The following is a 23618-nucleotide window of genomic DNA, read 5'->3' on the forward strand; positions in this document are numbered from 1 at the left end:
CGCGCGGGACGGGTCGTCGCCGCCGGTGTCCGTCCCGGGTCGCGGCGCGTCTGTGTCGCGGGTCAGCTCCACGATCGTGCGCTCCGCCCCGTCGGGGGCCAGGCGCACGGTGACGAGCGCCTCGCGCGCGGCCGACGACGTGGCTCGTTCGGTGAATTCCAGCAGCCGGGACGGTTCCCTGCGCAGGAGGCGCCCTCCCGGGCCGTCGCCGACCACGAACTCACGTCCGCCCCGCGCACGCCGACAACCGGACACGGGGCCGAACCACCGCCGCAGGTGTGCCGGGTCCGAGATCGCCGTGAAGACGGCGTCCAGCTCGCCCGGGAAGCGGCGGCGCAGCACCACACGCGCACCGCCGGGTTCGTCTCCGCTGTCAGCCCGGCCGGGGTCACCGTCCGGGGCCGAGGCGTGGGAGAGGGCCCGGTAGGTCGCCGTGAGCTGGCCGACGATGTCGACCTCGGCGTGCTCCCGCGCGGCCGCCGGGACCATCGCACCCGAGCACATCCGGCTCAGCCCGGGGGCCAGCTCAGGTGCCTGCCCGCGAGGACGTGGCAGTGCACATGGAACACGGTCTGGTTGGCGTCCGCGCCGGTGTTGAACACCAGCCGGTAACCGGACGCGTCAACGCCCTCCAGCTTGGCGACCTCCCCGGTCACGGCGAGCAGGTGTCCCGCCAGGGCAGGGTCGGCCGCGGCCATCGAGGCGGCGTCGGGGTGGTGTTCCTTCGGGATGACCAGCACGTGCGTCGGAGACTGCGGATCGATGTCGCGGAACGCGAGCACGATGTCGGTCTCGTGTACCACGGTCGCGGGCACGGCGCCCTCGACGATCCGGCAGAACAGGCAGTCGGTGCTCACACGCTCACTGTAAGCGCCACGGGCCCGCGTGTCCGCGACATCCACTCCGGTGCGGCGTGTCCCGGGTCACAACCCGGGGGGCGAGAATCTCGACGGACCGGGCGTTCAGCCGCTCTTGTGGTACGCGTCGGCGACCTCGGACGGAATCCGGCCCCGGTCCGAGATCTCGTAGCCGTTCTCCTTCGCCCACGCCCGAATCGCCTTGTTCTGTTCGCGCTCCGCCGAGGACGATCGGGCCTGCTTGTGGCCGTTGCGCCTGCGCCCCGACAGCTTCTTCCGTCCACCGGCCTTGCGCGCGTGCTCGACGTAGTGCGCGAGCGCGTCCCGCAGTTCCTCGGCGTTGTCCGAGGACAGGTCGATTTCGTAGGTCACTCCGTCGAGTGCGAACTGGACCGTCTCGTCGGCTTCGGAGCCGTCGAGATCGTCGACCAGGGAGACCAGAATCTGCTGCGCCACCAGTTCCTCCTGCTATGCGCGTACTCGGCCGTGAATTGAAGTCTGTTGGGCAGAAGTGTACCCGACCGTCCGCGGTGGCGAACACGAGGCGTTTGCCCGGCCGGTACGGAAAACGGAAACCGCCGGTGCGCCCGAGACGACCTCGAAGAATGCGCGCCGCAGTTGTCGGTGAACGATGCGTATTCGTGCCTGGTGAGCGGCCCGGGCCGACCGTAGCGGTGGCGGATGACGTGTAGACCGTTGCTGTGCCAACAATCTGGTCCGGTCCGCACAGGCCGAAAGCGACGGTCGATCATGCTCGGAGACGAGGGCGTCACGCCGGGCGAAGCCCTGTTTCCCCTGGCCTCGGGCGGGTCCTTGCGCGGGGTTTTCACCCGATTCGAGAAGGATCGTCCCCGCCCTGTCCGCCGCGGACGGGCGGATTTCGGTGGCGCCGCGGCTCCGGGGTCGGGCAGGCTGGCATTCGCGGATTCGATCCGCGCCCACGGGAGAACAGGAGAGGGTGCGCGTGATTCACGACCGGCAAACACAGGAGACCGTCGGCGAACTCCGAGCGGACACGGCGGGTTGCGAGGGCGTCGTGCATTTCAACAACGCGGGAGCGTCGCTGCCGCCGAGGAGCGTGGTCGACCGAATGGTGCGCCACCTGCACCGGGAGTCGGAAATCGGCGGTTACGAGGCCGCCGACGAGGTTTCCGGCGAGCTCGACGCCGTGCGCGGCGATCTCGCCGCCCTGGTGGGTGCCGACCGGGAGGAGATCGCGATCACCGACAGTGCCACCCGGTCCTGGCTGTCGGTGTTCACCGCGGTGCCGTGGACCGAGGGTGATCGCATCCTCACCGCCGCGCCGGAGTACTCCAGCAACCTCATCGCGATGCTCGATCTGGCGCGGCGCCGCGGGGTGCGTGTCGAGCAGGTGCCGAGCACGCCTGGCGGGGAAATGGACGTGGAGGCGCTGCGGACCCTGCTCGACGACGACGTCCGGATGGTCGCGGTGACGCACGCGCCCACCAACGGTGGTCTCGTGCAGCCGGTCGAGCGCATCGGCGCGGTCGTGGCGGGCAGCCCCGCGTTGTACCTGGTCGACGCCTGCCAGACCGCCGGGCAGGTGCCGCTCGACCTGCACCGCATCGGCGCCGACGCGCTCTCGGGCACCGGTCGCAAGTACCTGCGCGCACCGCGCGGGACCGGTTTTCTCGCCGTCCTCCGCGCTGTACTCGACACGCTCGCTCCCGCGCATCTCGACCTCACCTCGGCCACGCTGGACGGCGACCGGGTGCGGCCGCGGGCCGACGCGCAGCGCTTCGAGCTGTTCGAACGCAGCGTCGCCGCCGTCCTCGGCCTGGGTGAGGCCGTGCGGTACTACCGTGGGGTCGGACTCGACTGGGTGCACGACTACGTCACCGCGCTCGCGGCGCATCTGCGCGCCGAGCTGGACCGCATCCCCGCCGTGACCGTGACCGATCAAGGCGTGCACCGCTCGGGGATCGTGACCTTCCGCGCGGAGACCGTGACCGCCTCGACGCTGGCGTCCCGGTTGCGGGAGCGTGGCATCAACGTGACCGTGTCACGGCCGCCGTCGACGCCGTGGGACACCCGGCATCCGGATCTCGACGACCTCGTCCGCGCCTCGGTCCACTACTACAACACCCCAGGCGAGGTGGCCCGGTTGTGCTCCGAGGTCACCGCGCTGTGCTGAGCACGGGAACCGGAGCCGGGCCCCTCCGCGCCGCGCGCGGCATGGTCCGGCTCCGGCGCCGGTGTCAGCAGGAGCGGAAGAAGCGGTCGAGAACCCGGGTGCCGAAGCGCAGCGCGTCGACCGGAACACGTTCGTCGACGCCGTGGAACAACGCCGAGAAGTCCAGGTCGGCGGGCAGCTTCAGCGGGGCGAAACCGAAGTTGCGGATGCCGAGCCGCTGGAACGCCTTCGCGTCGGTGCCGCCGGAGAGCATGTACGGCAGGGTGCGCGCGTCCGGGTCCTCACTCAGCACGGCGGCGCTCATGGCGTCCACCAGTGCTCCGTCGAAGGTCGTCTCCACGGGCGGTAGCTCCATCCACTCCCGCTCGATGTCCGGCCCCAGGAGTTCGTCCAGCTCGCGGTCGAAGGCCTCGACGCGGCCGGGCAGGATGCGGCAGTCGACGGCGGCTTCGGCGGTGGAGGGGATGACGTTGGTCTTGTAGCCCGCGGTGAGCATCGTCGGGTTCGCCGTATCCCGCAGCGTGGCTCCGATCATGCGGGAGATGTTGCCGAGCTTGGCCACGGCGCCGTCGAGGTCGTCCTCAGGGAAGTCCCACCCGGTGATCTCGGTGACCCCGGCGAGGAACTCGCGCACCGAATCGGTGAGCACCAGCGGGAACCGGTGGTTGCCGAGTGTGGCCACGGCTTCCGCGAGCTTGGTGACGGCGTTGTCGCGGTGCAGCATCGACCCGTGTCCGGCGGTGCCCCGCGCCCGTAGCGTCATCCACCGGATGCCCTTCTCGGCGGTCTCCACGAGGTAGGCCCGCACGTTGTCGCGCAGGGTGATCGAAAAGCCGCCGACCTCGCTGATCGCTTCGGTCGCGCCCTCGAACAGCTCGGGCCGGTGGTCCACCAGCCACTGTGCCCCGTACTTGCCGCCTGCCTCCTCGTCGGCGAGGAAGGCGAAGATCAGGTCGCGCGGCGGCACGACCCCGTCGCGCTTGTAGTGCCGGGCCAGCGCCAGGGACATGCCCAGCATGTCCTTCATGTCCACCGCGCCCCGGCCCCAGACGTAGCCGTCCTGGATCGCCCCGGAGAACGGGTGCACCGACCACTCGGCGGGGTCGGCGGGCACGACGTCGAGGTGCCCATGCACCAGCAACGCGCCTCGGCCGGGGTCCGCGCCGGGCAGGCGGGCGATCACGTTGTGCCGGTTCTCGCCGCCGGACTCGACGTAGGTGATCTCATAGCCGACCTCGGTGAGCTTGGCCGCGACGTATTCGGCGGCCTCGCGCTCGCCGGTCACGGTCGCCGGATCGCCGGTGTTGGTGGTGTCGATGCGGATCAGTTCGCTGGTCAGCGTCACCGCCTCGGCAGCGGCCGCATCGAGGAGGCTGGGTTCGGTCACTCGACATTCCTACCATCCACGGCCCCCGGCGACGCGGACACGACCCGCCGCGGAAGGTGGAGTCCCCGCCCGTCGACCCGGGACGGGCGGGGAACCGCGGTCATCGCGTCACTGGAACCGCCACCCGCTCGTGCTGCAACTGGCGTAGTCGCTCTCGCTGCGGTCCCACACGCAGGGGTAGCCGTAGAGTGTGCTGTCCTCGTAGTAGTTCTTGTTGCACTGGCCCCACTGGCCCTGGCCCAGGCTGTTGACGCACATTCCCTCGCGATAGAGGCTGCCGTTGCGGTAGTTGTCCCAGTCCACGGCCGCCGAGGCGCCGTCCGCGGCCGTGTCCCTGATCCACCACCGATCGCCGTAAGCCTGGTAGCAGACCTGGACAGCGTTCACCGAGCCGCATACGAGGTCGGCGCCTGCCGGGCTGCCCGCGACCGCGTAGTTCAGCTCGTAGTCCGCGGCGGCCGTGTCGACGGACTCGGGGGTGGGGGTCGGGGCCATCGACGCAGTGGCCGTGCCCGTCAGCAGGACGGTGAACAGGGCGGCCACGACCATCGTCAGAATCGACGATGCCGTTCTCCTTCGTCGCATGTGTTGTCCTCCGGGTGTGCGGAACCGTTTCGTCGTCGGTGCGAAGACCGGGCCCGACGCGCGTCGTCCCGATGGTCGGCGTTCTCGCCCGCCGAGTGCGTCCGTTCGTGCCTCCGCCGTTCGGGTCGTTCGGTTCGCGGGCCCCTCGACCGTCGACGAGTAGGGAATGTAGAGCTGGTGTCGTTGTCCAGGGGCGAGCCGGCGGCTGGACAATCAACACCGAATCAACTCGTGGGGGAGATGATGGGCAGACCCGAACGGCCGGTCGACCCGGAGGCCGGCCCGGTCCAGCGATTCGCGTGGGAGCTGCGGCGATTACGGGAGCGGGCCGGTTCGCCCAGTTACCGGCGATTGGCGCGCCGAGCGTGCTACTCGGCCACGGCGCTGTCGGAGGCGGCGGGCGGCGTGGAGCTGCCGTCGCTGGCCGTGGCCCTCGCCTACGTCGAGGCGTGCGGGGGTGATGTCGTGGAGTGGGAGGCGCACTGGCGGCGCGCCGTGGCGCGGCGCGACGGCGGAGGGTCCGCGGCGGCGGACAGTGCCGCCGTTCCGGCCCCTTGCGCCGCCCGCGTGTTTCAGCTCGGCGCCCCTGACCCGCACGCGACCTCGGCGTCACCGGTGTCCCGGCGACTGCCGCGGTCGGGCACCGCGTGCACGCGGAAGGCACTCTCGGTGAGCGTCCTGTCCGGGATGGCTGTGGTGGCGATCCTGGCTGTAGTCCGCCTCCGGCCGCGTGTCCTCGCGAGCGACGCAGGCCGGATCGCCACGATTCGTGACTACCGCGCGGCGCTTCGCTCCGCGCTCTCGGACCGGACCAGTCGCACGATCACCCATTTCGAGGTCGGTGTGCCCGATTCGAGGGCTTGCGAGTCCAAGGGAATCAGCGGATTGGTCTCGGGGTAGTACGCGGCTACGCACCCAGGAGGTGTGTCGTAAGCGACCAGGCGAAACCGCTTCGCGTTTCGTTCACTGACGGTGCCGTCGTGGTGCGGCCACTCGGAGATGAGGTCGACGTGGTCACCGTCGGCGAACCCGTGGGCTCGCAGATCCGACTCGCTGATGAACAACACCCGCCGTCCGGACCGGATGCCGCGATAGCGGTCGTCGAGACCATAGAACCTAGCGTTGATGATCATGGGAAAGCAACTCATGATCACGCTTTCCGCCGTGACGGCGCCGGTGGCCGCGCTGCGGCGCCGTCACCGAGCGCGGACGCGACGGCGTGCGACCCGGTGCGTGACCGTGCGGGACGGGGGGTTCCCCGTCCCGCACGATCCTCGAATGTGAGGTGCCGACCGTGCGGTCGGAGCCGGCACGAGCCCGTTCACCCCTGGTCGGCGTCGGCCTCCGCGCGCGTGCGCTCCGTCCTGCCGAGCAGGGAGTGCCGCCTGCTGTAGGCGAAGTACACGACCACGCCGAGTGCCATCCACACGAGGAAGCGCAGCCACGTCAGCACGGTCAGGTTCAGCATCAGCCAGAGGCAGGCGGCGATCGCCAGGATCGGCACCAGCGGAACGAGCGGCACGCGGAATCCGCGCGGCAGGTCCGGACGCTTCTTGCGTAGCACGAGCACACCGGCCGACACCAGGATGAACGCGAACAGCGTGCCGACGTTGACCATTTCCTCGAGCTTGCCCGCGTCGAAGAAGGTGGCGGCCACGGCGACGACGATGCCGACGACGATGTTCATGCGCACCGGCGTGCCGCGCGAGCCCGTCTTCGCGAGTGCGCGCGGCAGCAGACCGTCACGCGACATCGCGAACAGTACGCGCTGCTGCCCGAGCAACAGCACCATGACCACCGTGGTCAGACCGGCGAGGGCACCGACGGAGATGATGCTGGCCGCCCAGTCGACACCGTGCAGGGAGAACGCCGTCGCCAGTGTTTTGCGGCCCTCCGGCGCGGCGTCGGTGGCCAGTTCGGTGTAGGGAACCATGCCGGCGACCACGAGCGAGGTCGCCACGTAGAGCGCGGTGACGATCGCCAGCGAGCCCAGGATGCCGCGCGGCACGTTGCGCTGCGGGTCGCGGGTCTCCTCGGCGGTGGTGGCCACGACGTCGAAGCCGAGGAAGGCGAAGAACACCAGCGAGGCGCCGGCCAGCAGGCCGAACGCGCCGTAGACGCTGCCGGAGCCGCCGACGAGGGCGGAGAACAACGACTGCTCCACACCGGCGCCCGCCTCGGCGCCTTCGGCAGCGGGCGGGATGAACGGCGTGTAGTTGTCCGGGTTGATGTAGGCCAGACCCAGGACGATGACGAACAGGATGATCGTGACCTTGATCGCCGTGATGACGATGCTGAACCGCGACGACAGTTTGGTGCCGAGCGTCAGCAGCGTGGCCAGGACGGTGACCAGCAGCAGCGACCCCCAGTCGGCGCTGATTCCGCCGATCTCGACGGTGGTCGCGACGTCGGTGCCGAACAGCATGGCCAGCACGTCCTGCAGGTAGATCGACCAGCCCTTGGCCACCGCGGCGGCGGCCACCGAGAATTCGAGGACGAGATCCCAGCCGATGATCCACGCGAGGAACTCGCCGAACGTGGCGTAGGAGAAGGTGTAGGCGCTGCCCGCGACCGGTACGGTCGAGGCGAACTCGGCATAGCACAGCGCCGCGAGGCCACACGCGACCCCGGCGAAGACGAACGCCAGCGCGACCGAAGGGCCGGAGATGTCACCGGCCGTGCGTGCGGTGAGCGTGAAGATGCCGGCACCGATCATCACGGCGATGCCGAACACCATCAAGTCCCACGTGCCGAGGTTTCTCCGCAGCCGGGTCCCCGGTTCGTCGGTGTCCGCTATTGACTGTTCGACCGATTTGGTTCGCCAGATGCCGTTGCCCGGCACGGTTTCCTCCTTGAAACGCCTGGGTTGCAGACCGGCCGCACACCCTAGACCGTGGCGGTGGCCCGCGCCGGGGCAGGTTCGGGCTGGTCGAACCCCGCCGTGCCGCGCGGGGGCGGTGACCAAGGACCTGGTCGAGTCAGCGGATGCTGCCCAGGGTCAGCGTGAACAGTTCCGGGTCGCCGTGATTGACCTTGCCGCTGTGGTCTTCGTCCGGGTGGGCGCTGACGTCGTCGTAGGCGAACGCGTAGCCCTTGCCGTCGGGCAGGTGCTCGTGCACGACGCGGGCGTAGTGATTCGTGACCGGATGCCGGTAGAACGTCGCCGGGTCCTCACCGTGCGGCTGCTCGGGATTGATCAACAGTGTCGTCCGGTTGAACGCGGCAGCGAGCCGGGGAATGATCGCCTTGCGCTGCTCGCTGTCGGTGGCCGGGTTGTTCGCGAACGGTCCGCTGTTGCAGCTCCAGATGTCGCCCGTGGTCGGCTTGCCGAATCGCTCCGCGCCGAACACCAGTTCGCCGCCTTCGACCCGGCCTTCCAGGATGCCGATGTCGTCGCGCTGGGAGTCGATGATCAGCGGTTCGCCCGAGTACTTCGCCCACACCTCGTCGACGTAGGCGCTCAGATAGCCCGTGAAGTCGCCTGCGCGGTGGTTCGGGTTGAGGACCCGCACCACGCTGCCGTTCGCCTCCTGCACGCAGGTCGGCCAGGAGCCACCCTGGGCCCGCAGCGACGAGGCGATGCTGTCGATCGCCCCGCTGGGCAGGCCTGCAACGCTTTGGGTGCCGCCGCCGTGTTCGAGGTGCAGCCCGACCGGGGCGGCGACGAAGTCGACGTAGCTGATGTTGGCGTACAACTGGACCGAGTTCAGCGTGAACTCGGCGAACGTCCAGTTCTTGCCGAAGTTGGGATCGCTGTCGGACACGAAATTCGGATGTACCACCGCCGTACTGCCGTCGGCCGCCCGCACGGCGAAGAACTCCAGTTTCTCGTCGGTCACGAAGTACACCCGCGCTCCGTACATGCGCGGAACCATGATGTCGCGCGAGCCGCTCACCAGAATGGCGGGGTCCTCCCCGAGCGGCTGCGGTTCGGGATCGGTCGCCGCCGGGTAGTAGGAGCTGCCGTCGGGCCGGACGAACATCGCCCTGCCGTCCGCATCGGCCTGTCCGGTGATATAGGCATACGCGGTGCCGCCGGAGTTGTTGACCAGCCGGAACCGCAGGTTCTCCTGCGCGGCCGCCGCGAACGGCGCGTGCAGCGTCGCGGCCCACAGCGGTGAGCTGAGCGCCGCGGCGGACATTCCGAGGAACTGCCGACGTGAGACCATGAATGTTCCCTCCAGAAACCGCGTTGTCTCCTCGCGCAAGGGCGTGGCCGACACGCAGTGTTCCGGGTGCGGATCTCGTCGCGGTACCTCCGGAAGTAGTCCGCGATCCGATCCGGCGAACATTTCATCGCATTGTTTCGGTGAGCACGCCGGCGGATTCGTTGGGCGACACGTGATTCCGGCCGTGTCAGGTCACGCGGACCTGGAGCGTGTCCTCGCCGACCGTCACCAGGTCGCCGTCGGCGAGCTGACGGCCCCGACGATGCTCCGGGGCCCCGTTGACGGTGACACCCGGCGAGGCGAGCAGTCCTTTCGCCTGCGCACCGTCCTCGGCCAGCCCCGCCAGTTTCAGGAACTGGCCGAGAGCGATGGGTGCCCGGGTGATCCCGACGGTGCGAGTGGTCGACATGTGCCCCATCCTGCCGCACACGCGGGAGTCCGGGCGCTCGGGAGCAGCGGCGCGCGTGAACGGCCGTCACACCGGGCACTCGGCGACACCGGTGTCCTCTTCCGGAGGCTCACCGGCGTCGGCCGGCCGCCGACGCCACGGCCGGGGCCGCGGGGTCGACCGCGTCGTCGCCCCGGTCGAGCCAGCGGGTGGAGATGTGCACGCCGTCCACCAGCCTGCCACCGGAGGTCTCCACGGCGGCCAGGCAGAAGCGGACCCACATGTTGAGCTGCACCTCCTTCGCCAGCCGCAGGCGTGCGTAGAGCACATCCACCAGGCGGCTACAGGGGCGGGCCCAGAGCTCGATTTCGAAGACGAGCAGATCACCCTCGTCCCTGGCTCGGAAGACCACCTGCCCGGCCTCGAGATGGCCGTGCAAGGTGATCAGGCACAACGTCGTGTCGTCGCACCACGCGACCCGCACGGGACCGTTCCACGGCCCCGGCATCTCCACCAGCAGCTCGTCGCCGACGGCCGGAGCGCGGGAACGGGTGTTGTCGGCGTGGACGTCGACGACCTCGGTGGGCACGAAGTGCTTGAAATCGCGGGCGACGCGGCTCATGAGCCGCGTGGCGTCGAGCTCGGCGCCCGCGATCCGCACGTGGAAGCGGCGGTGGAACAGGCACCCGTACCCGTCGGAGTCCCGCTGCACCCGGTCGTCGAGCGCCTCGGGGGCGATCGGGGGCGGCCGGTCGCGGATCTCGTTGCCCTGGCACTCGCCGCGATGCAGGGGAGTGGTCTCCCACAGGTAGCGCCAGGTGACCACCACGGTGCCCAGCAGCCACCGCCCGACCACGGTGAGGACCCGGCGTGGTCGTGACATCGGTGCTCCTCCTCGGGCGGTGAGAACGACACAAACGGGGTACAGACTGTCCTGTACCCCGCGACGCGGTGGTCACACGGGTCGACGGACACGGAGGCGCACATGGTGGTCCGGCTCCTGCATCGGGCGGGCGCACGCAGCACGCACCTGCACCTGGCCTCGCTGGCCACGATCGGCTTGTGCGTGAGCCTGTGGGTGCGCGCCAAGACGGTGGACCAGGATCAGCGCGGCAACGCCGAACGGCGGGCGCTGTTCGTGGGCCTGTGGCCGCCGATGATGTGGTTGATCGGCGACGCACTGCGAGACGACGAGTGATCCGGGTTGGCTGACCGGGTCTTCGGACGGCTCGACGCCATCCGGGTCTGGCGGGACCTCGCCGAGGCGCGTGTCAACTACACGGTCGGCGAGGTGCGCCGACCGGCCTGGAACATCGACACCCACCGCGCTGCGCTGCCCGCGGAGCGACCGGGGGCTCCGGAGCCACGGGGCTGTTGGGAGCGTGCCCGCTCGCTCGTGCGTGACTACGAGTTCTCGCCTCCCGAACTCGTGCGCGCGCTCTACGAGCCGGCGGCGCCGTTGCTCGGGCGGACCATGCTGCTCGAACTCCGGTTCCACGGGCTGCACTTCTACTGCGGCGTCCGTGTCACCGAGGTGGTGGACGAGACCCGGGCCAACGGCGACCGCGTCTGGGGGTGGGCCTACGAGACCCTCAACGGTCACCTGGAGCGGGGAAAGGTCACTTACGAGGTCGTCAAGCACCGGGACACCGGCCGGGTCGAGTTCGTGGCCACGAGCTACTCCCAGGGCGCTCCCACCCTGGGGCGCGTCCTGTCGCTGGGGTGGCGGCTGTTCGGGCGCCGGAACCAGCTGCGCTTCTACCGCCGGTGCGGCGAGCGGCTCCGGACCTTCGTCGAGGCGGCTGCGGGCGGTGAGACGGTCCCGTCCGCGTCCCCGCCCCGGGTCGGCAACCTGGTGGTGGCTCCCTCCGACAGCACGATCCGTCGCCTCGACGCGCTGGCGCTGCACCGCGTCTCGCCCGGGTGAGGCGCGCTGCCGTCCGCCCGCGCGCAGGGAGGGGGCCGTGGGCAGCGGCGGTGGGGCGCTAGGACACGGGATCGGCGGCGGGGGTGTGGAGGATCTCGCGGGCGACGAGGACGCCGCCGACGAAGGCGACCGGGAGGACGACGAGCGCGGCGAAGGGAATCGCGCACAACAGTGCCGTCGGCAGGCCCAGGCCGAGCGCGAGCCCTCGGCGCCGGCGCACGTGAGCCCGCTGTTGGCCGAGGTCCATCCCGCGCAGGGAGAACGGCACCGCGACGAGTTCGAGTGCGAGGAACCACGCGGTCACCAACGCCATGAGCACGGGCACGACCGTCTGCCCCAGTACGGGTATGAAGCCCGCGACGAAGAGCGGGATGGTGAACATCAGCGACCGCAGGAGGAGCACGAGGCCGTCCCGTAGCCCTGCCCACACGCCTCGCCACCACGGTGACGCGTCCCCCGCCGGCGCGTCGCCGAGGTCGTCTTCCACCCTCTCCGCGATGCGTTCGTAGAACGGGCCGCCCACGGCCAGCGTCAGCGCCGTGAAGCTGACCAGGCCGACGACCAGCGCGGCACCGACCAGCGCCACACCGGCCGTGATGCGGGCCGCGGTGCGCCAGCTCTCCGCCCAGTCGTCGGCGAACGGAGTGATCAGCGTGGCGAGGTCGTCGATCCGCAGGGCCAGCGCGAGTATCCCGCCGACCAGCAGCACGGTGGTCAGCACTACGGGCAGCGCACCGAGCAACAACAACCGCGGCGACCGGAGCAGAATGCCCAGCCCGCGCCCGAACAGCCGAACACCTGTCACGAAGTCGCGCACGAGGTACTTCTATCAGTGGCCGTGCCCCCGCCGTCCGGTGGTCCACGGCCCGCGGGAGCGCGACGCCGCGGCCGCCCGCCGACGCCGTCATCACAAGCGCTTCGGCGCGCGGACGCGGGTGACCCGGGAGAGCGGGTATTCGGTGTCCGAGGCTTCGGTGGCGCGGGTGGCCGTCGAGCCGATCCCCGTGACAGCTCGACGGTGGCCACCGCGCCGGTCCCGGAGTTCGCACGATCGCCGAGGAGCGCATCATGACCGAGACACCGACTCAGGATCAGATCCGGGACGCCTGGGAGTCGCTCGCGCCCCGATTCGACGAGTTCATGACCCCGGGGAACCTGCGGCACGGCGAGGACGCTCTCCGCCCGGTGGACATCGGGCCGGGCACCCGGTTCCTGGATGTCGCCGCGGGCAGCGGGGCCCTGAGCATTTCGGCCGCACGCCGAGGTGCCGAGGTGGTCGCCACCGACATCGCGCCCACCATGATCGAGCGCCTCGTCGCCCGCGCCCGCGCGGAAGGCCTCACGCACATCGAGGGCCGGGTCATGGACGGTCATGCGCTGGCCTTCGACGACGACACGTTCGATGTGTCCGCGTCGCAGCACGGCGTGACGATGCTGCCCGACCTGGACGCCGGACTCGCCGAGATGGTGCGCGTCACCAAGCCCGGCGGCACGGTGCTCGTCGTCGCCTTCGGTTCACCACGGAGAATGGAGTTGATCGGGTTCCTTCTCGGTGCCCTCACGGCGGTCGTGCCCGGCTTCACCGGGCTCCCGATGGACCCGCCGCCGCTGCCGTTCCAGCTGGCCGATCCTGGCGTATTCCGCGACACGTTCGCCGCGGCCGGACTGAGCGACGTGGTCGTGGACACGCGTACCTGGGACATGCCCGTCGACTCCGCCGCGGACCTGTGGAACGAGGTCACCTCCAGCCATCCGATCGGCGCGCGATTGGTCGCGGATGTGACCGAGTCACAACGTGCCGAGGCGCTGCAGGCACTCGACAGGATGCTGCGGGAACGCTCCGGCGGTGAGCCCGGTGCGGTCCTGCACGCGGAGGTCAACGTCGGCACCGGAAGGAAGTGACGGACAGCGGGACACGCCGCAGGAGGTCGGCGCCGCGTGCCCGGGTCGGCCCGCGGTCGGACGGACCGACCGCCTCGGCGCGGCGGGTAGGTTCGGCCGCATGACGACTTCGCAGCGATCCGTCCGCATCGAACGGGTGTCCACCGGGCAGTACGTGGCGCACAACGATCGCGGAGCCACCCTGCCCCTCGGCGGGGACGATTTCAGTCCTGTCGAGTTGCTGCTCGCCGCCATCGGCGGGTGCACGGCCATCGACACCGACGTCGCCACCAGCAGGCGGACCGAGCCGACCGAGTTCACCGTCACGGTCGACGGGGACAAGGTCTCCGACTCCGAGACCGGCAACCGCATGGAAAACCTGACCGTGACCTTCGCCGTGCGCTTCCCTGACGACGAGAAGGGCGATGCCGCCCGGGCGATGCTGCCTCGCACGGTCGCCCTGTCCCACGACAAGCTCTGCACCGTCAGCCGCACGGTCGAGGCGGGAACGCCGGTACGGACCGTGATCGAGTGACCCTCGCGGGCGTGGATGCGTCACCGCAGGTGAGCGCTCCACGCCCGCGACGGGCCACCCCCGGTGCACGGGCGTGATGGCGTCCGCTAAGCTATGACCACAAGCAAGTCCGAGTGGCGGAATGGCAGACGCGCTAGCTTGAGGTGCTAGTGCCCGATTAAGGGCGTGGGGGTTCAAGTCCCCCCTCGGACACCAGTTCGTAGCAGATCTCACACACCAGCCAGTGACAACCCGCTCACGCTGGGTAAATCTTCAAGACACCGGGCATCCCTGTCCGTTACGGTGGTTGTGCCGCCGGTGTCCCCCTCTGCGCGGCAGGGGGGTGCTGTGTCATGACCGGGTCTGTGCGGGCGGTGTCGATCCCGCCGCGTCTCCCTGTCACCGGACCGGCCGGGGAACGGTCCGGGTTCTCGCCGTTGTCGGTGCCGGATCTGAGCTGCCTGGACGAGGGTGCGGGGCCGTGGGTGTTCGGCGCCGCCCTGGTCGATGGCAAAGGACGGGTCTCGGAAGGTCGCGTGGTGCGCGCACTGGGCTGGCAGTCCGGCGACCGGTTGACGATCACGGTCGTGGACCGGTCGGTGCTGCTGCACCGCCGTGCCGACGGCGCGTTCGTGATGTCGGCCACCCCGTACGTGACGGTGCCGGCTGCGGCGCGGGCGCGGTCCGGGGTGCGGGCCGGGCAGCGGGTGTTGGTGGCCGCCGACGTGGCCCACGACGTGCTGGTGGTGCACCCGCCGTCGGCGGTGGCGGCCATGCTCGCCGGCTACCACGCCGGCCTCGCCGGAGGTGAGACCCGGTGAGCACGCACGAAACGCCGCAGTCGGGGGAGTTGGAGGCGGCGCGGCTGTTGCTGGCCCGCCTGGGCGTGAACCCCGCCGACCTCCTGGCCGACACCGGCACGGCGGAACGGCCGGTGCCGACGGTGGCCGAGTGGATCCCGGTCGTGACCGGGCTGGTCTCGCCCAGCACCGCGCGGGCCTACCGGTCCTACTGGGCCCGGGCCGAGGCGGCCTGGGGCGAGCGCCGGTTGGACGAGGTCACCGCCAGCGACATCCGCGCCCAGGCCGAGAAGGCCAAGGCCACCGCCGTGGTGCGGCGCAACTCCCGCGGCGGGCGCAGCGCCGCGGAGAACTTCGTGGCCGCCATCCGCTGCCTGTACCGGCACGCCGAGGACGACGGGCTGATCGACGAACGCCGCAACCCGGCCCGCCGGGTGACCAAACCCCGCCGATTGCCGTCGACCCGCCGGGCCCTGCCCGACGAACGCCTCTCCGAGATCATCGAAGTGGTCGCCGCCACGGGCGATGACCCGGAGTTGGACACGCTGCTGGTGCGGCTGCACATCGAGACCGCCTGCCGCCGTGGCGGTGCGCTGGCTCTGCGGTTGCGTGACCTGGACACCGACCAGTGCCTCATCTTTCTGCGGGAGAAGGCTGAAACCGTGCGGTGGCAACCGGTCTCGCCCACCCTGATGCGCCACCTGGTCGACCACGCACACACGCGCGGCGCCACCGAGGCCGACACGGCGGTGTTGCGCTACGCCCGGGGCGGGCCGATCACCCGACGCCGCTACGACCACCTCTGGAACCGCGTCGCACGCCACTTGCCGTGGGCGCGGGCCCAGCAGATTTCCACCCACTGGCTGCGTCACACCACTCTGACCTGGGTCGAACGCCACTTCGGCTTCGCCACCGCCCACGCCTACGCCGGCCACACCGATTCCCACGACAACGCCACCAGCACCTATGTCAAAGCCGATCTCACCGACATCGCCACCGCCCTGGCCACCCTCACTGGCGAAGACCACCCCCTCGCCCAGAACCGACGGCAACACTGACCCCGTACATCAGATGCTGGAGCTCTGACGATCACGTGGACGCCGGTCCGCGCGCGAACCGGTGTCCACGGCGGGCTCCGTCGTCAGTGGCTTCGTCCGAGTGACGAGGAGCGATGGAATCCGAGGATTCTCCGCCCTGAGCCACGTTCGCCGACGCCACTCGGCCGGGAGCAACGCCCCTCACCCTTTGCAGGCACAGTGTGTAAACGAGGAGCTAATCCGTTCGAGTGACGCTGAGCAAGTACCTCCGACTTTGATTGCGGACCGTGATGAGCGCTCTAGCCTCATCCCTGTCACGCAAGAACAGCAGGGGGAGTGATTGTCGTGCGTGTTGCCAAGACAGTGAGCATGGCGATGATGCCGGCGCTGGCCGTGTTGCTCGGAACAAGTTCGGGTCCCGCCCACGCCCACACCAACGAGCCGAATGCCCCGCAAACGCGGTCGAGCGCCGCGATCCAGCAGGAGGTCCTCCGCGGTGGAGCCGACTCCGGGTGGGTCACCGCCGGCCGCGGCTTCAACCGCTGCCCCAGCGGATACCTGTGCCTGTTCACCGACCGCCGAGGAGGCGGGCACATGGCCTACTTCAAATGGGCCTCTCCCAACCTGGCCCACCAGCACATCAACAACCGCACCTCGTCCTACTGGAACCGGACACACTACAACTTCCGCGCGTACCTGGGCGCCAACTACACCGGCGAGTCGATGTTGCTTTCGCCCGGTGGGAACGGTCTCGACCTCAACTGGGGCAGCTATGAAGACATGATCAGCTCAGTACGGTCGGTGTAGTACCGACAGTGTCATCCAGGTTCCGTCACGGCCACGGCACCCGAGATGACATTGGTGACGAGTAGTTGGGGCTGGTGTTGCGGGAACAAGCGCAACACCAGCCCCAACCGACCGGTTCCAGGACCAGCCGAGGTGCGCGTCTCCACGGGAGTGCGGGCAGATGCAGCTCGGCGCCTCCTCCCGTACCGCAGTGGAGCCAGTTCGAGCAGCTCACGGATCGCGGGTGATCAGCCTCGCCTGGTTGTCGCTGCGGCGAGAGTGTCGGGCCGCCGCATGTTGCGGGCCGCCGTGTCGCGCGCGGTGCCGAACAGGCCGGTGACGCGGTCAGCGAGTCGCGTTCCGGTTCAGTAGGCGGGGGCCCAGCGAAAGAGGGACGTGACTGCGCACAGTTCAGCACGACGCCTGCCGATTAACCCTCGCGCGGCCGGCAGGTCGGGTGATCATGAACTGGGCTGGGCCTGGTCGCCTCCAGTACGGCGCTTGTTCCGTTGGGCCAGAAGGCGACCTACGCGTTCCGTTTCGGACTATATTGCTGCGCGTTTGCAGTGGTACCCGGTCGACGCGGAGCTCGGGGACAGCGGCCCGCGAGGTGCCGCGCATCCGCGCCGACCGGGGGTCGAGGTGTACGCGTGGGCGTACGGCGAATGGCGGGCCTACGGCGTGGGGAGGCCGTAGGCCCGCGAGACGGCACGTTCGATCTCGCGGATCTCGACGCCTCCTTCCTCGGCGATGGTGAAGCCGAGTTCGAGGACGAGGAACGCGATGCGGCTCAGCACATGGCGGGCATCGGCGTGCCCGGCGTCTTTGCGGCGATAGAGCGGCTCGGTCTCCCGGTCGACAGCGCGGCGTAGCCGCATGAGCACGGCGTCGATGTCATCGGGCTCGGGCACTGTCTGTGCCAGGGTGGTCGCGGTGTCGGGCATGGTTGTACCTCGCTATCGTGTCGGATTCACAGGTTGCGTAGTCCGGCAAGGACGCGCTCCAGGAGCGAAGTCGACAGCGGCTCGGGCTGTCGCAGGGCGTGACGGGCGCGCGCTGTCTCGTCGTCAGCGTCGGGGTCGACAGTGGGCCAGGCGATCGGCGCCCGGAACAGCGCGGCGGTGTCGGCCGAGTGCAGCGGTGGGAGGCGGCGAGTCTCCTCAGCGGCGCTGACGGGGGCGGGGCGGTCGAGTAGGGCGTGACGGGCCATCAGAGGGGCTCCTCGGGGTCGGTGGCGTGTCGTCGGGCAGGGGTGGGATCTCGGCGATCGGGAATCCGTCGCGGACGCGCACCTCGTGGTCGCACGACCAGCAGGTCGTCTGCGGCCAGCCGGTTACCCCGAAATCCGTGTCGATGGGGGTGACTGTGGCGCCGCACAGCGCGAGGAACGGCCGGTGCGGGCCCACGGTGACGGCCGTGCGGTCGTAGGCGTGCATGCGGCCGTCGGCCTGCTGCCAGCGCCACCACATCACCGACACCCCTCGCACGGTGTGGCGTTCGGGTCGGAGGCGAGGGGGATGGGGGTGCTCAGTCCGCAGACCGTGACCACGGTGGGTGCGTGGCTGATGCCGCCGGTCCAGTGCACGACGCGGTGCTGTGTGCCGTCGCGCGTGATCCACATGTCGTCGGGCACGGCCTGGTGGGTTTGAATCGGTGAGCGGACCGTGCGGTCCAACATCGTGGCCTCCCCGGGCGGTAGAGTGTGGCCCAAACCTCATTGGTGCCGACACCAGAGTGTTGGTGTCGGCACCAGGGCGCAATACTCCGAATGGTTGATGCAGATCCGCTCTATCGATCGGCTACCGTCTGGTGCATGAGTGGCACCAAACCGGAGGCGCCGGAAGCGCGGGCCTATGTCCTCGGCGCCGAACTCCGCGCTCTCCGCACCCATGCCCGGCTCACACAACGTGCGCTCGCCGACCGCATGGGATGCGCGCACACGGTGCTTACTCGGTGGGAACGCGGTGAACGCATCCCCGACCCGGCCGGCATCGAGGCATTCGCTCGCGCACTGGACCTATCCGCCGTTGAACGCGACCAGTTGATCCATCTTGCCCGCGAGGCAGCCGACCAGCCGGTCAACGAGGTGTCGACGGGTGCGCACGGAGAAGCGGGTGCGTTGGCGACGATGATCGAGTTCGAGCACGTTGCCACCGACATCACAGCGGTGTCGAACATGCTGGTGCCGGGGCTCATGCAGACCGCCGACTATGCGCGGTCAGTACTGGGCGATAAGGCAGACGTGGAGACCAAGGTCGCGACTCGCGTCGGCAGGCGCGAAGCCATCACGCGGGAGCGGAGTCCGGTTCGGTACACCGCATACATGCTGGAGACAGTACTGACCCAGCAACTCGACCGGGACGTGATGCTCGATCAGCTCCGCCTGATTCGCCGACTGGCCGATCTCCCGAACGTGTGCGTCCGTATCATCCCGTCGGCGTGCGGGATCACCCCTGCGCACCTGGGTTCGTTCGTGCTGTTGGAGTTCGCCAAGGCGGATCCGATCGTGCAGATGGAGCACCTCTCGTCAATCGTGTTCCTGCGTGATCGGGGCGACGTGGAGGCGTACACGATGGCGCGGGCGAGTCTGAATCGGGAAGCGATGAGCCCGGCCGACTCAGCCGAGCTCATCGCCGATGTCATCAAGAAAGGGACGACACTATGACGGTACAGCACAACGACCAGCAGTGGAGGAAGTCCAAGCATTCTGGAAACCACGACTGCGTCGAGTTCCGCCGCACGACGGACGGCGGGGTGGAGCTGCGCAACTCGAAGCGCCCAGAGGAGGCCACCACCTCCTGCACCGACAGCGAGTGGCGGGCGTTCATCAAGGGCGTGAAGGACGGCGAGTTCGACATCTGACGCGCACAGCGAAGGCCCCCGGCGCCGAGTCTTGGTGTCGGGGGCCTCTTGCTGTTCGTCACAGGGTGCCGTCGAGCGTAGGGTCTCATATCGTGTGGCATGTTGATTTTGTTTGACCCTGCGGGTTTGTTGGTTGTCTCAGTCCGTGTGGCCGTCTGGGTGTCTCAACTCGATGGCGTTTCTTGATTGACCGGCTGGTCTGTCGGGGTTGGTGCGGCGTGAGATTCCGGCGTGGTCGAGCATGTTGACCACGGTGATGGACGGGATGCCGGTGATCTTGGCAATGGTGGGGTGCTCTCGCCCTCGATGGTGTAGCGGTGGATGATCTCTGTTGCTTTGTCGTCATAGCGGGGCCGTGCGCCGCTGGGTCTGAGGGCCGCCCGCGTTTCTGAGCGCTTGGCTGATGTCGCCTCTGGTTTTCTTTGCGGCGCGGGCGATCTCACGTAGTGTCCACCCGTCTTCGACATACCACTGTCCGCCAGATAGTTCCGGACAATGGGTGCCGAGCTGTTCGGACCTAGCTGCGGATCCGACGGTTCAAGGTCCACGGGTAGCTCCCCGGGGCGTTTGACCGACAGCAGGGCAAGTCACAGCCGCCGGATCATCCGCGCCGGGTTGCCTGCAGCGAACACGTGGTCCGGTATGTCTCGGATGACCACGCTGCCTGCACCGATGACCGCATTCTCGCCGACGGTTACGCCTGGACAGACGATCACACCGCCCCCGAGCCACGCATTGTCACCGATCACGATAGGGGCGGTTCGCTCCCACCCAGCGCGACGTTGCTCATGGTCCTCCATCGGATGCAGCGCTGTGAGCAGCTGCGCCCGTGGGCCGATCCGGACGTCGTCACCGACCGCTATCACGGCATCGTCCATAAAGAGGGCATCGTTGTTGACGAAGCTGTTGGCGCCGATGCTGATCAGCGCACCGTAGCTGCACTGGAAACGTGGCAGGACGGACGCGCCGGGGCCAAACTTGGCGAGCAGCTCTTCCAGGATTCGGCGACGCGCGACGTCGTCGTCCGCTCCGGTCGCGTTGAATCTGTCGAGCATTCGCCAACAGCGCCGTCGTTCCTCAGCCAGGTCGGGTTCATCAAGGTACCAGTCGCCACGCAGCATTCGATCTTTCTGTTCGCCCACGTTGCGAATTATCACAGCCCCGCCAACTACCCCCGAACCCCGCCACCACTTCCCGGAAGGACAGACAGCCCGGTCGTCTCAGTTACTTGGCGGATCCGCCACTCGTCCGCCATCGCAACTGACAATTCGCCATCAGATTTGAGAACCTACATCGAGGATGGCGACCGGCTTGTCGCGGTTGTCCAGCCACAGCACGTGCCCGCCGTCGGGCTGCACGGTCACTCCGAACCGAGTCGGCTCAGGCCGTCCCTGCTCCTCCCACCAGGCGGCCAGGATGGTGTAGTTCGCCCAGAGGTCGCGCGGCCCGCCGTGAACGACCGTGGCCGTGCCGTCACCCTCCGGGCGGGCCCGAGCCCGGCACGCCGCAACGCGCCCCCGGTGTTGAGTACGGCATCGGCGGTGCGAAACGAAGTCGAGGGAGCCAGCCTCGTCCTCATCTGCTACCGCCAACTGCCACACTCTTCTTGGAACGAGCTGTAAGAGCCCCTAACACATTGATGATCTTGGTTTGAGATGATCTTGGTGTGGCTGCGCCGTGGGTGGTGTCGGACGAGTTGTGGTCGCGGATTGAGCCGTTGCTGCCGGTGCGCCGGCCGGTAGGACGGGGCCGAAGCCGTTGCCGGATCGGCAGGTGTTGCAGGGCATCTTGTTCGTGCTCTACACCGGGATCGGGTGGGAGGACCTGCCGCAGGAGCTGGGCTTCGGCTCGGGCATGACGTGTTGGCGGCGGTTGCGGGACTGGCAGGAGGCGGGGGTGTTCGACCGGTTGCACGAGGTGTTGCTGGCGGAGCTGAACGCGGCCGCGGCCATCGACTGGTCCCGGGCGTGTGTGGATGCTTCGCACGTGCGCGCGAAAAGGGGGGCCCGGACACGGGGCCGAGCCCGGTCGACCGGGCCAAGACCGGCTCCAAGCACCATGTGATCTGCGACGGCGGGGGCATCCCCCCTCGCCGTGCGGCTCACCGGCGGCAACCGCAACGACATCACCCAGCTTCTGCCGCTGGTCGGGGCCATCCCCACCGGTACGGGGACGGCGAGGCAGGCCCCGCCGCAAACCTGACGTGCTCGTGGCCGACCGGGGCTACGACCACGACACCTACCGCGATGCGCTGCGGCGGCGAGGGATCCGCCCGTTGATCAGCCGACGCGGCACCCGCGACAACGTCCAGGCAGCACGGTGGGTCGTCGAACAGACCCTCGCCCTGCTGCACCAGTTCCGCCGCCTGGCCACCCGGTGGGAACGCCGCACCGACATCCACCACGGCCTCCTCACCCTCGCCACCAGCATCATCTGCTGGCGCCGACTCCCCAACCGAATACGTTAGGAGCTCTAAGTGATGAGTTTTCCTCTCGTCACAACGCGCCAAAGCAGATCGCTGTCGCGTCAGTGGGAGCGCTGGTGCCGACCCGGGGGTCCCTCGTCGCTGCGGGTTGGGATGGTGCTGCAGTGTGTTCGGGAGTCGACAGAAACTTCTGATCGTTTTCGGTCGTGGTTCCATCCTGAGTTGACAGAGTCTCTGTGGCGTTTATTCTCCAGTCATGGAACGAGGAGCTGACGCGGGAGTCATGGTTCGTTCGTAAGCTGAGCACCGGGTCGGCTGCGTGTCCAGCAGTGGAGGGGCGCTGGTGAGGCGCAGGCCATCATAAATGCCGTGTGTACGTTGGGGGACAAATGATCGTCAGCACCGTGAGCTGGGTGGAATAGCCGTACCCGCTCGTTCGTATCGGGTGCTCAGCAGCGTGCGGGTTGACGAGTAGCGCAACTCGATCGGTACTCAACTCCGTGGGAGCGCGATACTAAGGTTTCTGGCTGGCCGGGAATCACCGCGGGTTCAAAACCCAGGGACAGTCTTCGTCGCTCTTCTCTTGGGTTAGATCCGTGTCTGGGGGATCGTTATGTCAGGCGCCGAGGATGGTGCTGTTTCTAGTCAGTCCGAGATCAGGTCGGACTCTCAACAGCAGGCATCGGACCTGTCCGTCAGGGGACGTTCGAGCGCTTCCGTTGGACCTTGTGTCTCTGGGGGCTTGCAGGGGAGTCCAGCGGCGGCTCCGGTCGACTGGTCTCCGTTCGGCACGGTGCTGCCCGTTCTGGCTGCCGAGTCCGGTGCGGGCGGGTCCGTCGTGGCCACGGCGCTCGCCGACGCGTTGCAGCTCGCGCACCGGAACGTGCTGATGGTCGACGCTGCGGACCCACCGCGGTCGGGATTGGCGCTGGCAACTCGTGCCGAGGGTGGCCAGCGTGTGCAGCCGCATCCTCGAGTCGGTATCCGCTACTCGTGGCGCGGCCGCGCGCTCATGGCCCAGCTCGCAACGACCCTCCCGACGATAGCCCCCGGGATGGTGCCGCCGCCGCGGTGGTGGCGGCCCCCGCTGGCCGGAGTTCACGTGACGGTCGTCGACCTGGGCCACGACGCGTGGCATGTGACAGCCGATCCGCGCGTTGGTGCGGGCGCGTGGCTGCGTCGAGGGACGCCGCATCCCCGACCCGTGCTTGTCGCACGGGCGACCCGGCCGTCCCTGCTGCACGCGGAGCAGGTCCTCGCCCGGTTAGAGCCGTTCCTGTCCTCGGCGGACATCTCGCCCGTGACCCAACTGTTCCTCTCGGGAGTGAAGCGCTGGCCCCCAGGGGTGGCGGGTGCCGCCGGCCGCCGCGTCACCGCCCTACTCGAGAACGCGGTCTTCGTGCCGCACGACGCGGAGCTCGCCGTGTCCGGCATCACCGCTGCGGTCACCCCGCAGCGTCTCCGCCAAGCCGTCACCCCGGCGTTGCGCCAGTGGGGCCTGATCGCGGGCCCGCAGCCGGGCGGCACGGGACGGAGGAAGCCACGATGAACACCTACCTCGTCCTCCTGCAGTGGGTGACCCAGATCCCGAATCCGGACCCGGTTCCCCCTCCAGGCAGCGACACGATCCTCAACACACTCGGCAACGCCAAATGGGGCGCACAGGTTGCCTTGGCGGTCGGGTTCTTCATCGGCCTGCTCGTGTGGGCCGGTGGGCGGTGGGTCGATCACCATCGCGCGGGGCGCATCGGACTGATCATGATGCTGTGCGCCATCGCCGGTGGGTTGCTCTACGGCATCGGCCCACAGCTGATCAACTACTTCGCCGGGAACTGACCATGGTCG

At 68.9% G+C, this 23618-nt stretch carries 27 protein-coding genes, 1 tRNA gene and 2 pseudogenes; 15 read left to right on the plus strand and 15 right to left on the minus strand.

Annotated features, from left to right (window positions below; translation table 11 throughout):
- The 3 genes from SACSA_RS0119305 to SACSA_RS0119315 form a co-directional block, all read right to left on the minus strand.
- Positions 1–489 (minus strand): SRPBCC family protein (locus SACSA_RS0119305; protein ID WP_019819392.1); only part of this gene is annotated, 489 nt, incomplete at its 3' end.
- A gap of 20 nt (positions 490–509) precedes the next feature.
- On the minus strand, positions 510–857 hold the full coding sequence (locus SACSA_RS0119310; protein ID WP_019819393.1) for a histidine triad nucleotide-binding protein: 348 nt from the start codon (positions 855–857) through the stop codon (positions 510–512).
- 105 nt (positions 858–962) lie between these two features.
- Positions 963–1313, minus strand: coding sequence for a histone-like nucleoid-structuring protein Lsr2 (locus SACSA_RS0119315; protein WP_019819395.1), 351 nt, complete (start codon positions 1311–1313; stop codon positions 963–965).
- A gap of 508 nt (positions 1314–1821) precedes the next feature.
- Here SACSA_RS0119315 and SACSA_RS0119320 point away from each other — a divergent pair.
- Entirely contained in the window at positions 1822–3012 is a 1191-nt protein-coding gene (locus tag SACSA_RS0119320) for an aminotransferase class V-fold PLP-dependent enzyme (RefSeq protein WP_019819396.1), read from the plus strand.
- 64 nt (positions 3013–3076) lie between these two features.
- On the opposite strand, the gene SACSA_RS0119325 is transcribed toward SACSA_RS0119320, so the two are convergent.
- Positions 3077–4399, minus strand: a complete 1323-nt coding sequence (locus SACSA_RS0119325) for a M20/M25/M40 family metallo-hydrolase (protein WP_019819397.1) — start codon at positions 4397–4399, stop codon at positions 3077–3079.
- 108 nt (positions 4400–4507) lie between these two features.
- The gene (locus tag SACSA_RS0119330; RefSeq protein WP_028662054.1) at positions 4508–4984 is read right to left on the minus strand and encodes a hypothetical protein; all 477 of its coding nucleotides are present in this window, start codon (positions 4982–4984) and stop codon (positions 4508–4510) included.
- A gap of 243 nt (positions 4985–5227) precedes the next feature.
- Between SACSA_RS0119330 and SACSA_RS26960 the strand changes: the two are divergent.
- Positions 5228–5449 (plus strand): annotated as a pseudogene (locus SACSA_RS26960) (helix-turn-helix domain-containing protein); the annotation flags it as partial.
- A 308-nt stretch (positions 5450–5757) separates the two neighbouring features.
- On the opposite strand, the gene SACSA_RS26965 reads toward SACSA_RS26960, so the two are convergent.
- The 5 genes from SACSA_RS26965 to SACSA_RS0119355 form a co-directional block, all read right to left on the minus strand.
- Positions 5758–6117 (minus strand): hypothetical protein, encoded by a 360-nt coding sequence (locus tag SACSA_RS26965; RefSeq protein ID WP_019819399.1) that lies wholly within the window; start codon positions 6115–6117, stop codon positions 5758–5760.
- A gap of 188 nt (positions 6118–6305) precedes the next feature.
- Positions 6306–7826 carry an amino acid permease gene (locus SACSA_RS0119340; protein WP_019819401.1) on the minus strand — a complete coding sequence of 507 codons (1521 nt, stop codon included), beginning with the start codon at positions 7824–7826 and terminating at the stop codon, positions 6306–6308.
- Positions 7827–7962: 136 nt separating this feature from the next.
- Positions 7963–9153, minus strand: coding sequence for a glycoside hydrolase family 64 protein (locus tag SACSA_RS0119345; protein ID WP_019819403.1), 1191 nt, complete (start codon positions 9151–9153; stop codon positions 7963–7965).
- A 187-nt stretch (positions 9154–9340) separates the two neighbouring features.
- Entirely contained in the window at positions 9341–9562 is a 222-nt protein-coding gene (locus SACSA_RS0119350; RefSeq protein ID WP_019819405.1) for an RNA-binding S4 domain-containing protein, read from the minus strand.
- A 109-nt stretch (positions 9563–9671) separates the two neighbouring features.
- Positions 9672–10424: a DUF1990 family protein gene (locus tag SACSA_RS0119355; RefSeq protein ID WP_157597028.1), complete on the minus strand. Its 753-nt coding sequence runs from the start codon at positions 10422–10424 to the stop codon at positions 9672–9674.
- 102 nt (positions 10425–10526) lie between these two features.
- Between SACSA_RS0119355 and SACSA_RS0119360 the strand changes: the two genes are divergently transcribed.
- Positions 10527–10739 (plus strand): hypothetical protein, encoded by a 213-nt coding sequence (locus SACSA_RS0119360; RefSeq protein WP_019819409.1) that lies wholly within the window; start codon positions 10527–10529, stop codon positions 10737–10739.
- Positions 10740–10745: 6 nt separating this feature from the next.
- Positions 10746–11468, plus strand: coding sequence for a DUF1990 family protein (locus tag SACSA_RS0119365; RefSeq protein WP_019819411.1), 723 nt, complete (start codon positions 10746–10748; stop codon positions 11466–11468).
- 58 nt (positions 11469–11526) lie between these two features.
- On the opposite strand, the gene SACSA_RS0119370 is transcribed toward SACSA_RS0119365, so the two are convergent.
- Positions 11527–12285, minus strand: coding sequence for an EI24 domain-containing protein (locus tag SACSA_RS0119370; RefSeq protein ID WP_019819412.1), 759 nt, complete (start codon positions 12283–12285; stop codon positions 11527–11529).
- Positions 12286–12536: 251 nt separating this feature from the next.
- On the opposite strand from SACSA_RS0119370, the gene SACSA_RS0119375 reads away from it, so the two are divergent.
- The 6 genes from SACSA_RS0119375 to SACSA_RS0119400 all read left to right on the plus strand — a co-directional run bounded on the left by SACSA_RS0119375 (position 12537) and on the right by SACSA_RS0119400 (position 16507).
- On the plus strand, positions 12537–13370 hold the full coding sequence (locus SACSA_RS0119375) for a class I SAM-dependent methyltransferase (RefSeq protein ID WP_019819414.1): 834 nt from the start codon (positions 12537–12539) through the stop codon (positions 13368–13370).
- Positions 13371–13470: 100 nt separating this feature from the next.
- The gene (locus tag SACSA_RS0119380) at positions 13471–13884 is read left to right on the plus strand and encodes an OsmC family protein (protein WP_019819415.1); all 414 of its coding nucleotides are present in this window, start codon (positions 13471–13473) and stop codon (positions 13882–13884) included.
- A gap of 107 nt (positions 13885–13991) precedes the next feature.
- Positions 13992–14079 (plus strand) — tRNA-Leu (locus SACSA_RS0119385).
- 137 nt (positions 14080–14216) lie between these two features.
- Positions 14217–14684, plus strand: coding sequence for a hypothetical protein (locus tag SACSA_RS0119390; protein ID WP_019819416.1), 468 nt, complete (start codon positions 14217–14219; stop codon positions 14682–14684).
- Positions 14681–15721 carry a tyrosine-type recombinase/integrase gene (locus SACSA_RS0119395; RefSeq protein ID WP_019819417.1) on the plus strand — a complete coding sequence of 347 codons (1041 nt, stop codon included), beginning with the start codon at positions 14681–14683 and terminating at the stop codon, positions 15719–15721. Before SACSA_RS0119390 ends, SACSA_RS0119395 begins: the two co-directional genes overlap by 4 nt.
- Before the next feature lie 348 nt (positions 15722–16069).
- Entirely contained in the window at positions 16070–16507 is a 438-nt protein-coding gene (locus tag SACSA_RS0119400) for a peptidase inhibitor family I36 protein (RefSeq protein WP_019819418.1), read from the plus strand.
- A gap of 653 nt (positions 16508–17160) precedes the next feature.
- Here the strand turns inward: SACSA_RS0119400 and SACSA_RS0119405 are convergent.
- From SACSA_RS0119405 to SACSA_RS0119415, 3 genes are all read right to left on the minus strand, one after another.
- The gene (locus SACSA_RS0119405; RefSeq protein WP_019819419.1) at positions 17161–17430 is read right to left on the minus strand and encodes a hypothetical protein; all 270 of its coding nucleotides are present in this window, start codon (positions 17428–17430) and stop codon (positions 17161–17163) included.
- A gap of 216 nt (positions 17431–17646) precedes the next feature.
- Positions 17647–17955 carry a zinc finger protein gene (locus SACSA_RS24895; RefSeq protein WP_083940327.1) on the minus strand — a complete coding sequence of 103 codons (309 nt, stop codon included), beginning with the start codon at positions 17953–17955 and terminating at the stop codon, positions 17647–17649.
- Positions 17955–18164 (minus strand): hypothetical protein, encoded by a 210-nt coding sequence (locus tag SACSA_RS0119415; protein WP_019819421.1) that lies wholly within the window; start codon positions 18162–18164, stop codon positions 17955–17957. Before SACSA_RS0119415 ends, SACSA_RS24895 begins: the two co-directional genes overlap by 1 nt.
- 135 nt (positions 18165–18299) lie before the next feature.
- Between SACSA_RS0119415 and SACSA_RS0119420 the strand changes: the two genes are divergently transcribed.
- Both SACSA_RS0119420 and SACSA_RS0119425 read left to right on the plus strand, forming a co-directional pair.
- A complete protein-coding gene (locus SACSA_RS0119420) occupies positions 18300–19151 on the plus strand; it encodes a helix-turn-helix domain-containing protein (RefSeq protein WP_028662055.1) in 852 nt (283 codons plus the stop codon).
- On the plus strand, positions 19148–19348 hold the full coding sequence (locus SACSA_RS0119425) for a DUF397 domain-containing protein (protein WP_019819424.1): 201 nt from the start codon (positions 19148–19150) through the stop codon (positions 19346–19348). Before SACSA_RS0119420 ends, SACSA_RS0119425 begins: the two co-directional genes overlap by 4 nt.
- Positions 19349–19935: 587 nt before the next feature.
- On the opposite strand, the gene SACSA_RS0119430 is transcribed toward SACSA_RS0119425, so the two are convergent.
- Positions 19936–20490: a sugar O-acetyltransferase gene (locus SACSA_RS0119430; RefSeq protein WP_028662056.1), complete on the minus strand. Its 555-nt coding sequence runs from the start codon at positions 20488–20490 to the stop codon at positions 19936–19938.
- Positions 20491–21014: 524 nt separating this feature from the next.
- Here SACSA_RS0119430 and SACSA_RS24900 point away from each other — a divergent pair.
- The 3 genes and pseudogenes from SACSA_RS24900 to SACSA_RS0119455 all read left to right on the plus strand — a co-directional run bounded on the left by SACSA_RS24900 (position 21015) and on the right by SACSA_RS0119455 (position 23609).
- A pseudogene (locus tag SACSA_RS24900) lies at positions 21015–21815 on the plus strand (IS5 family transposase).
- Between the two features lie 796 nt (positions 21816–22611).
- On the plus strand, positions 22612–23322 hold the full coding sequence (locus SACSA_RS0119450; protein WP_232213017.1) for a hypothetical protein: 711 nt from the start codon (positions 22612–22614) through the stop codon (positions 23320–23322).
- A complete protein-coding gene (locus SACSA_RS0119455) occupies positions 23319–23609 on the plus strand; it encodes a hypothetical protein (RefSeq protein ID WP_019819433.1) in 291 nt (96 codons plus the stop codon). The genes SACSA_RS0119450 and SACSA_RS0119455 overlap by 4 nt, the downstream gene beginning before the upstream one ends.
- Positions 23610–23618: the final 9 nt, after the last annotated feature.

Source organism: Saccharomonospora saliphila YIM 90502 (assembly GCF_000383795.1).
Lineage (GTDB): Bacteria > Actinomycetota > Actinomycetes > Mycobacteriales > Pseudonocardiaceae > Saccharomonospora > Saccharomonospora saliphila.

What these genes read in the sequence shown, in the direction of transcription:
- SACSA_RS0119380 (WP_019819415.1), top strand. Translation starts at nt 13,471, where the DNA reads ATGACGACTTCGCAGCGATCCGTCCGCATCGAACGGGTGTCCACCGGG.
- SACSA_RS0119400 (WP_019819418.1), top strand. Translation starts at nt 16,070, where the DNA reads ATGGCGATGATGCCGGCGCTGGCCGTGTTGCTCGGAACAAGTTCGGGT.
- SACSA_RS0119405 (WP_019819419.1), bottom strand. Translation starts at nt 17,430, where the DNA reads ATGCCCGACACCGCGACCACCCTGGCACAGACAGTGCCCGAGCCCGAT.
- SACSA_RS0119375 (WP_019819414.1), top strand. Translation starts at nt 12,537, where the DNA reads ATGACCGAGACACCGACTCAGGATCAGATCCGGGACGCCTGGGAGTCG.
- SACSA_RS0119420 (WP_028662055.1), top strand. Translation starts at nt 18,300, where the DNA reads ATGAGTGGCACCAAACCGGAGGCGCCGGAAGCGCGGGCCTATGTCCTC.
- SACSA_RS0119415 (WP_019819421.1), bottom strand. Translation starts at nt 18,164, where the DNA reads ATGTTGGACCGCACGGTCCGCTCACCGATTCAAACCCACCAGGCCGTG.
- SACSA_RS0119360 (WP_019819409.1), top strand. Translation starts at nt 10,527, where the DNA reads ATGGTGGTCCGGCTCCTGCATCGGGCGGGCGCACGCAGCACGCACCTG.
- SACSA_RS0119345 (WP_019819403.1), bottom strand. Translation starts at nt 9,153, where the DNA reads ATGGTCTCACGTCGGCAGTTCCTCGGAATGTCCGCCGCGGCGCTCAGC.
- SACSA_RS0119455 (WP_019819433.1), top strand. Translation starts at nt 23,319, where the DNA reads ATGAACACCTACCTCGTCCTCCTGCAGTGGGTGACCCAGATCCCGAAT.
- SACSA_RS0119390 (WP_019819416.1), top strand. Translation starts at nt 14,217, where the DNA reads ATGACCGGGTCTGTGCGGGCGGTGTCGATCCCGCCGCGTCTCCCTGTC.
- SACSA_RS0119330 (WP_028662054.1), bottom strand. Translation starts at nt 4,984, where the DNA reads ATGCGACGAAGGAGAACGGCATCGTCGATTCTGACGATGGTCGTGGCC.
- SACSA_RS0119355 (WP_157597028.1), bottom strand. Translation starts at nt 10,424, where the DNA reads ATGTCACGACCACGCCGGGTCCTCACCGTGGTCGGGCGGTGGCTGCTG.
- SACSA_RS26965 (WP_019819399.1), bottom strand. Translation starts at nt 6,117, where the DNA reads ATGATCATCAACGCTAGGTTCTATGGTCTCGACGACCGCTATCGCGGC.
- SACSA_RS0119350 (WP_019819405.1), bottom strand. Translation starts at nt 9,562, where the DNA reads ATGTCGACCACTCGCACCGTCGGGATCACCCGGGCACCCATCGCTCTC.
- SACSA_RS0119425 (WP_019819424.1), top strand. Translation starts at nt 19,148, where the DNA reads ATGACGGTACAGCACAACGACCAGCAGTGGAGGAAGTCCAAGCATTCT.
- SACSA_RS24895 (WP_083940327.1), bottom strand. Translation starts at nt 17,955, where the DNA reads ATGTGGTGGCGCTGGCAGCAGGCCGACGGCCGCATGCACGCCTACGAC.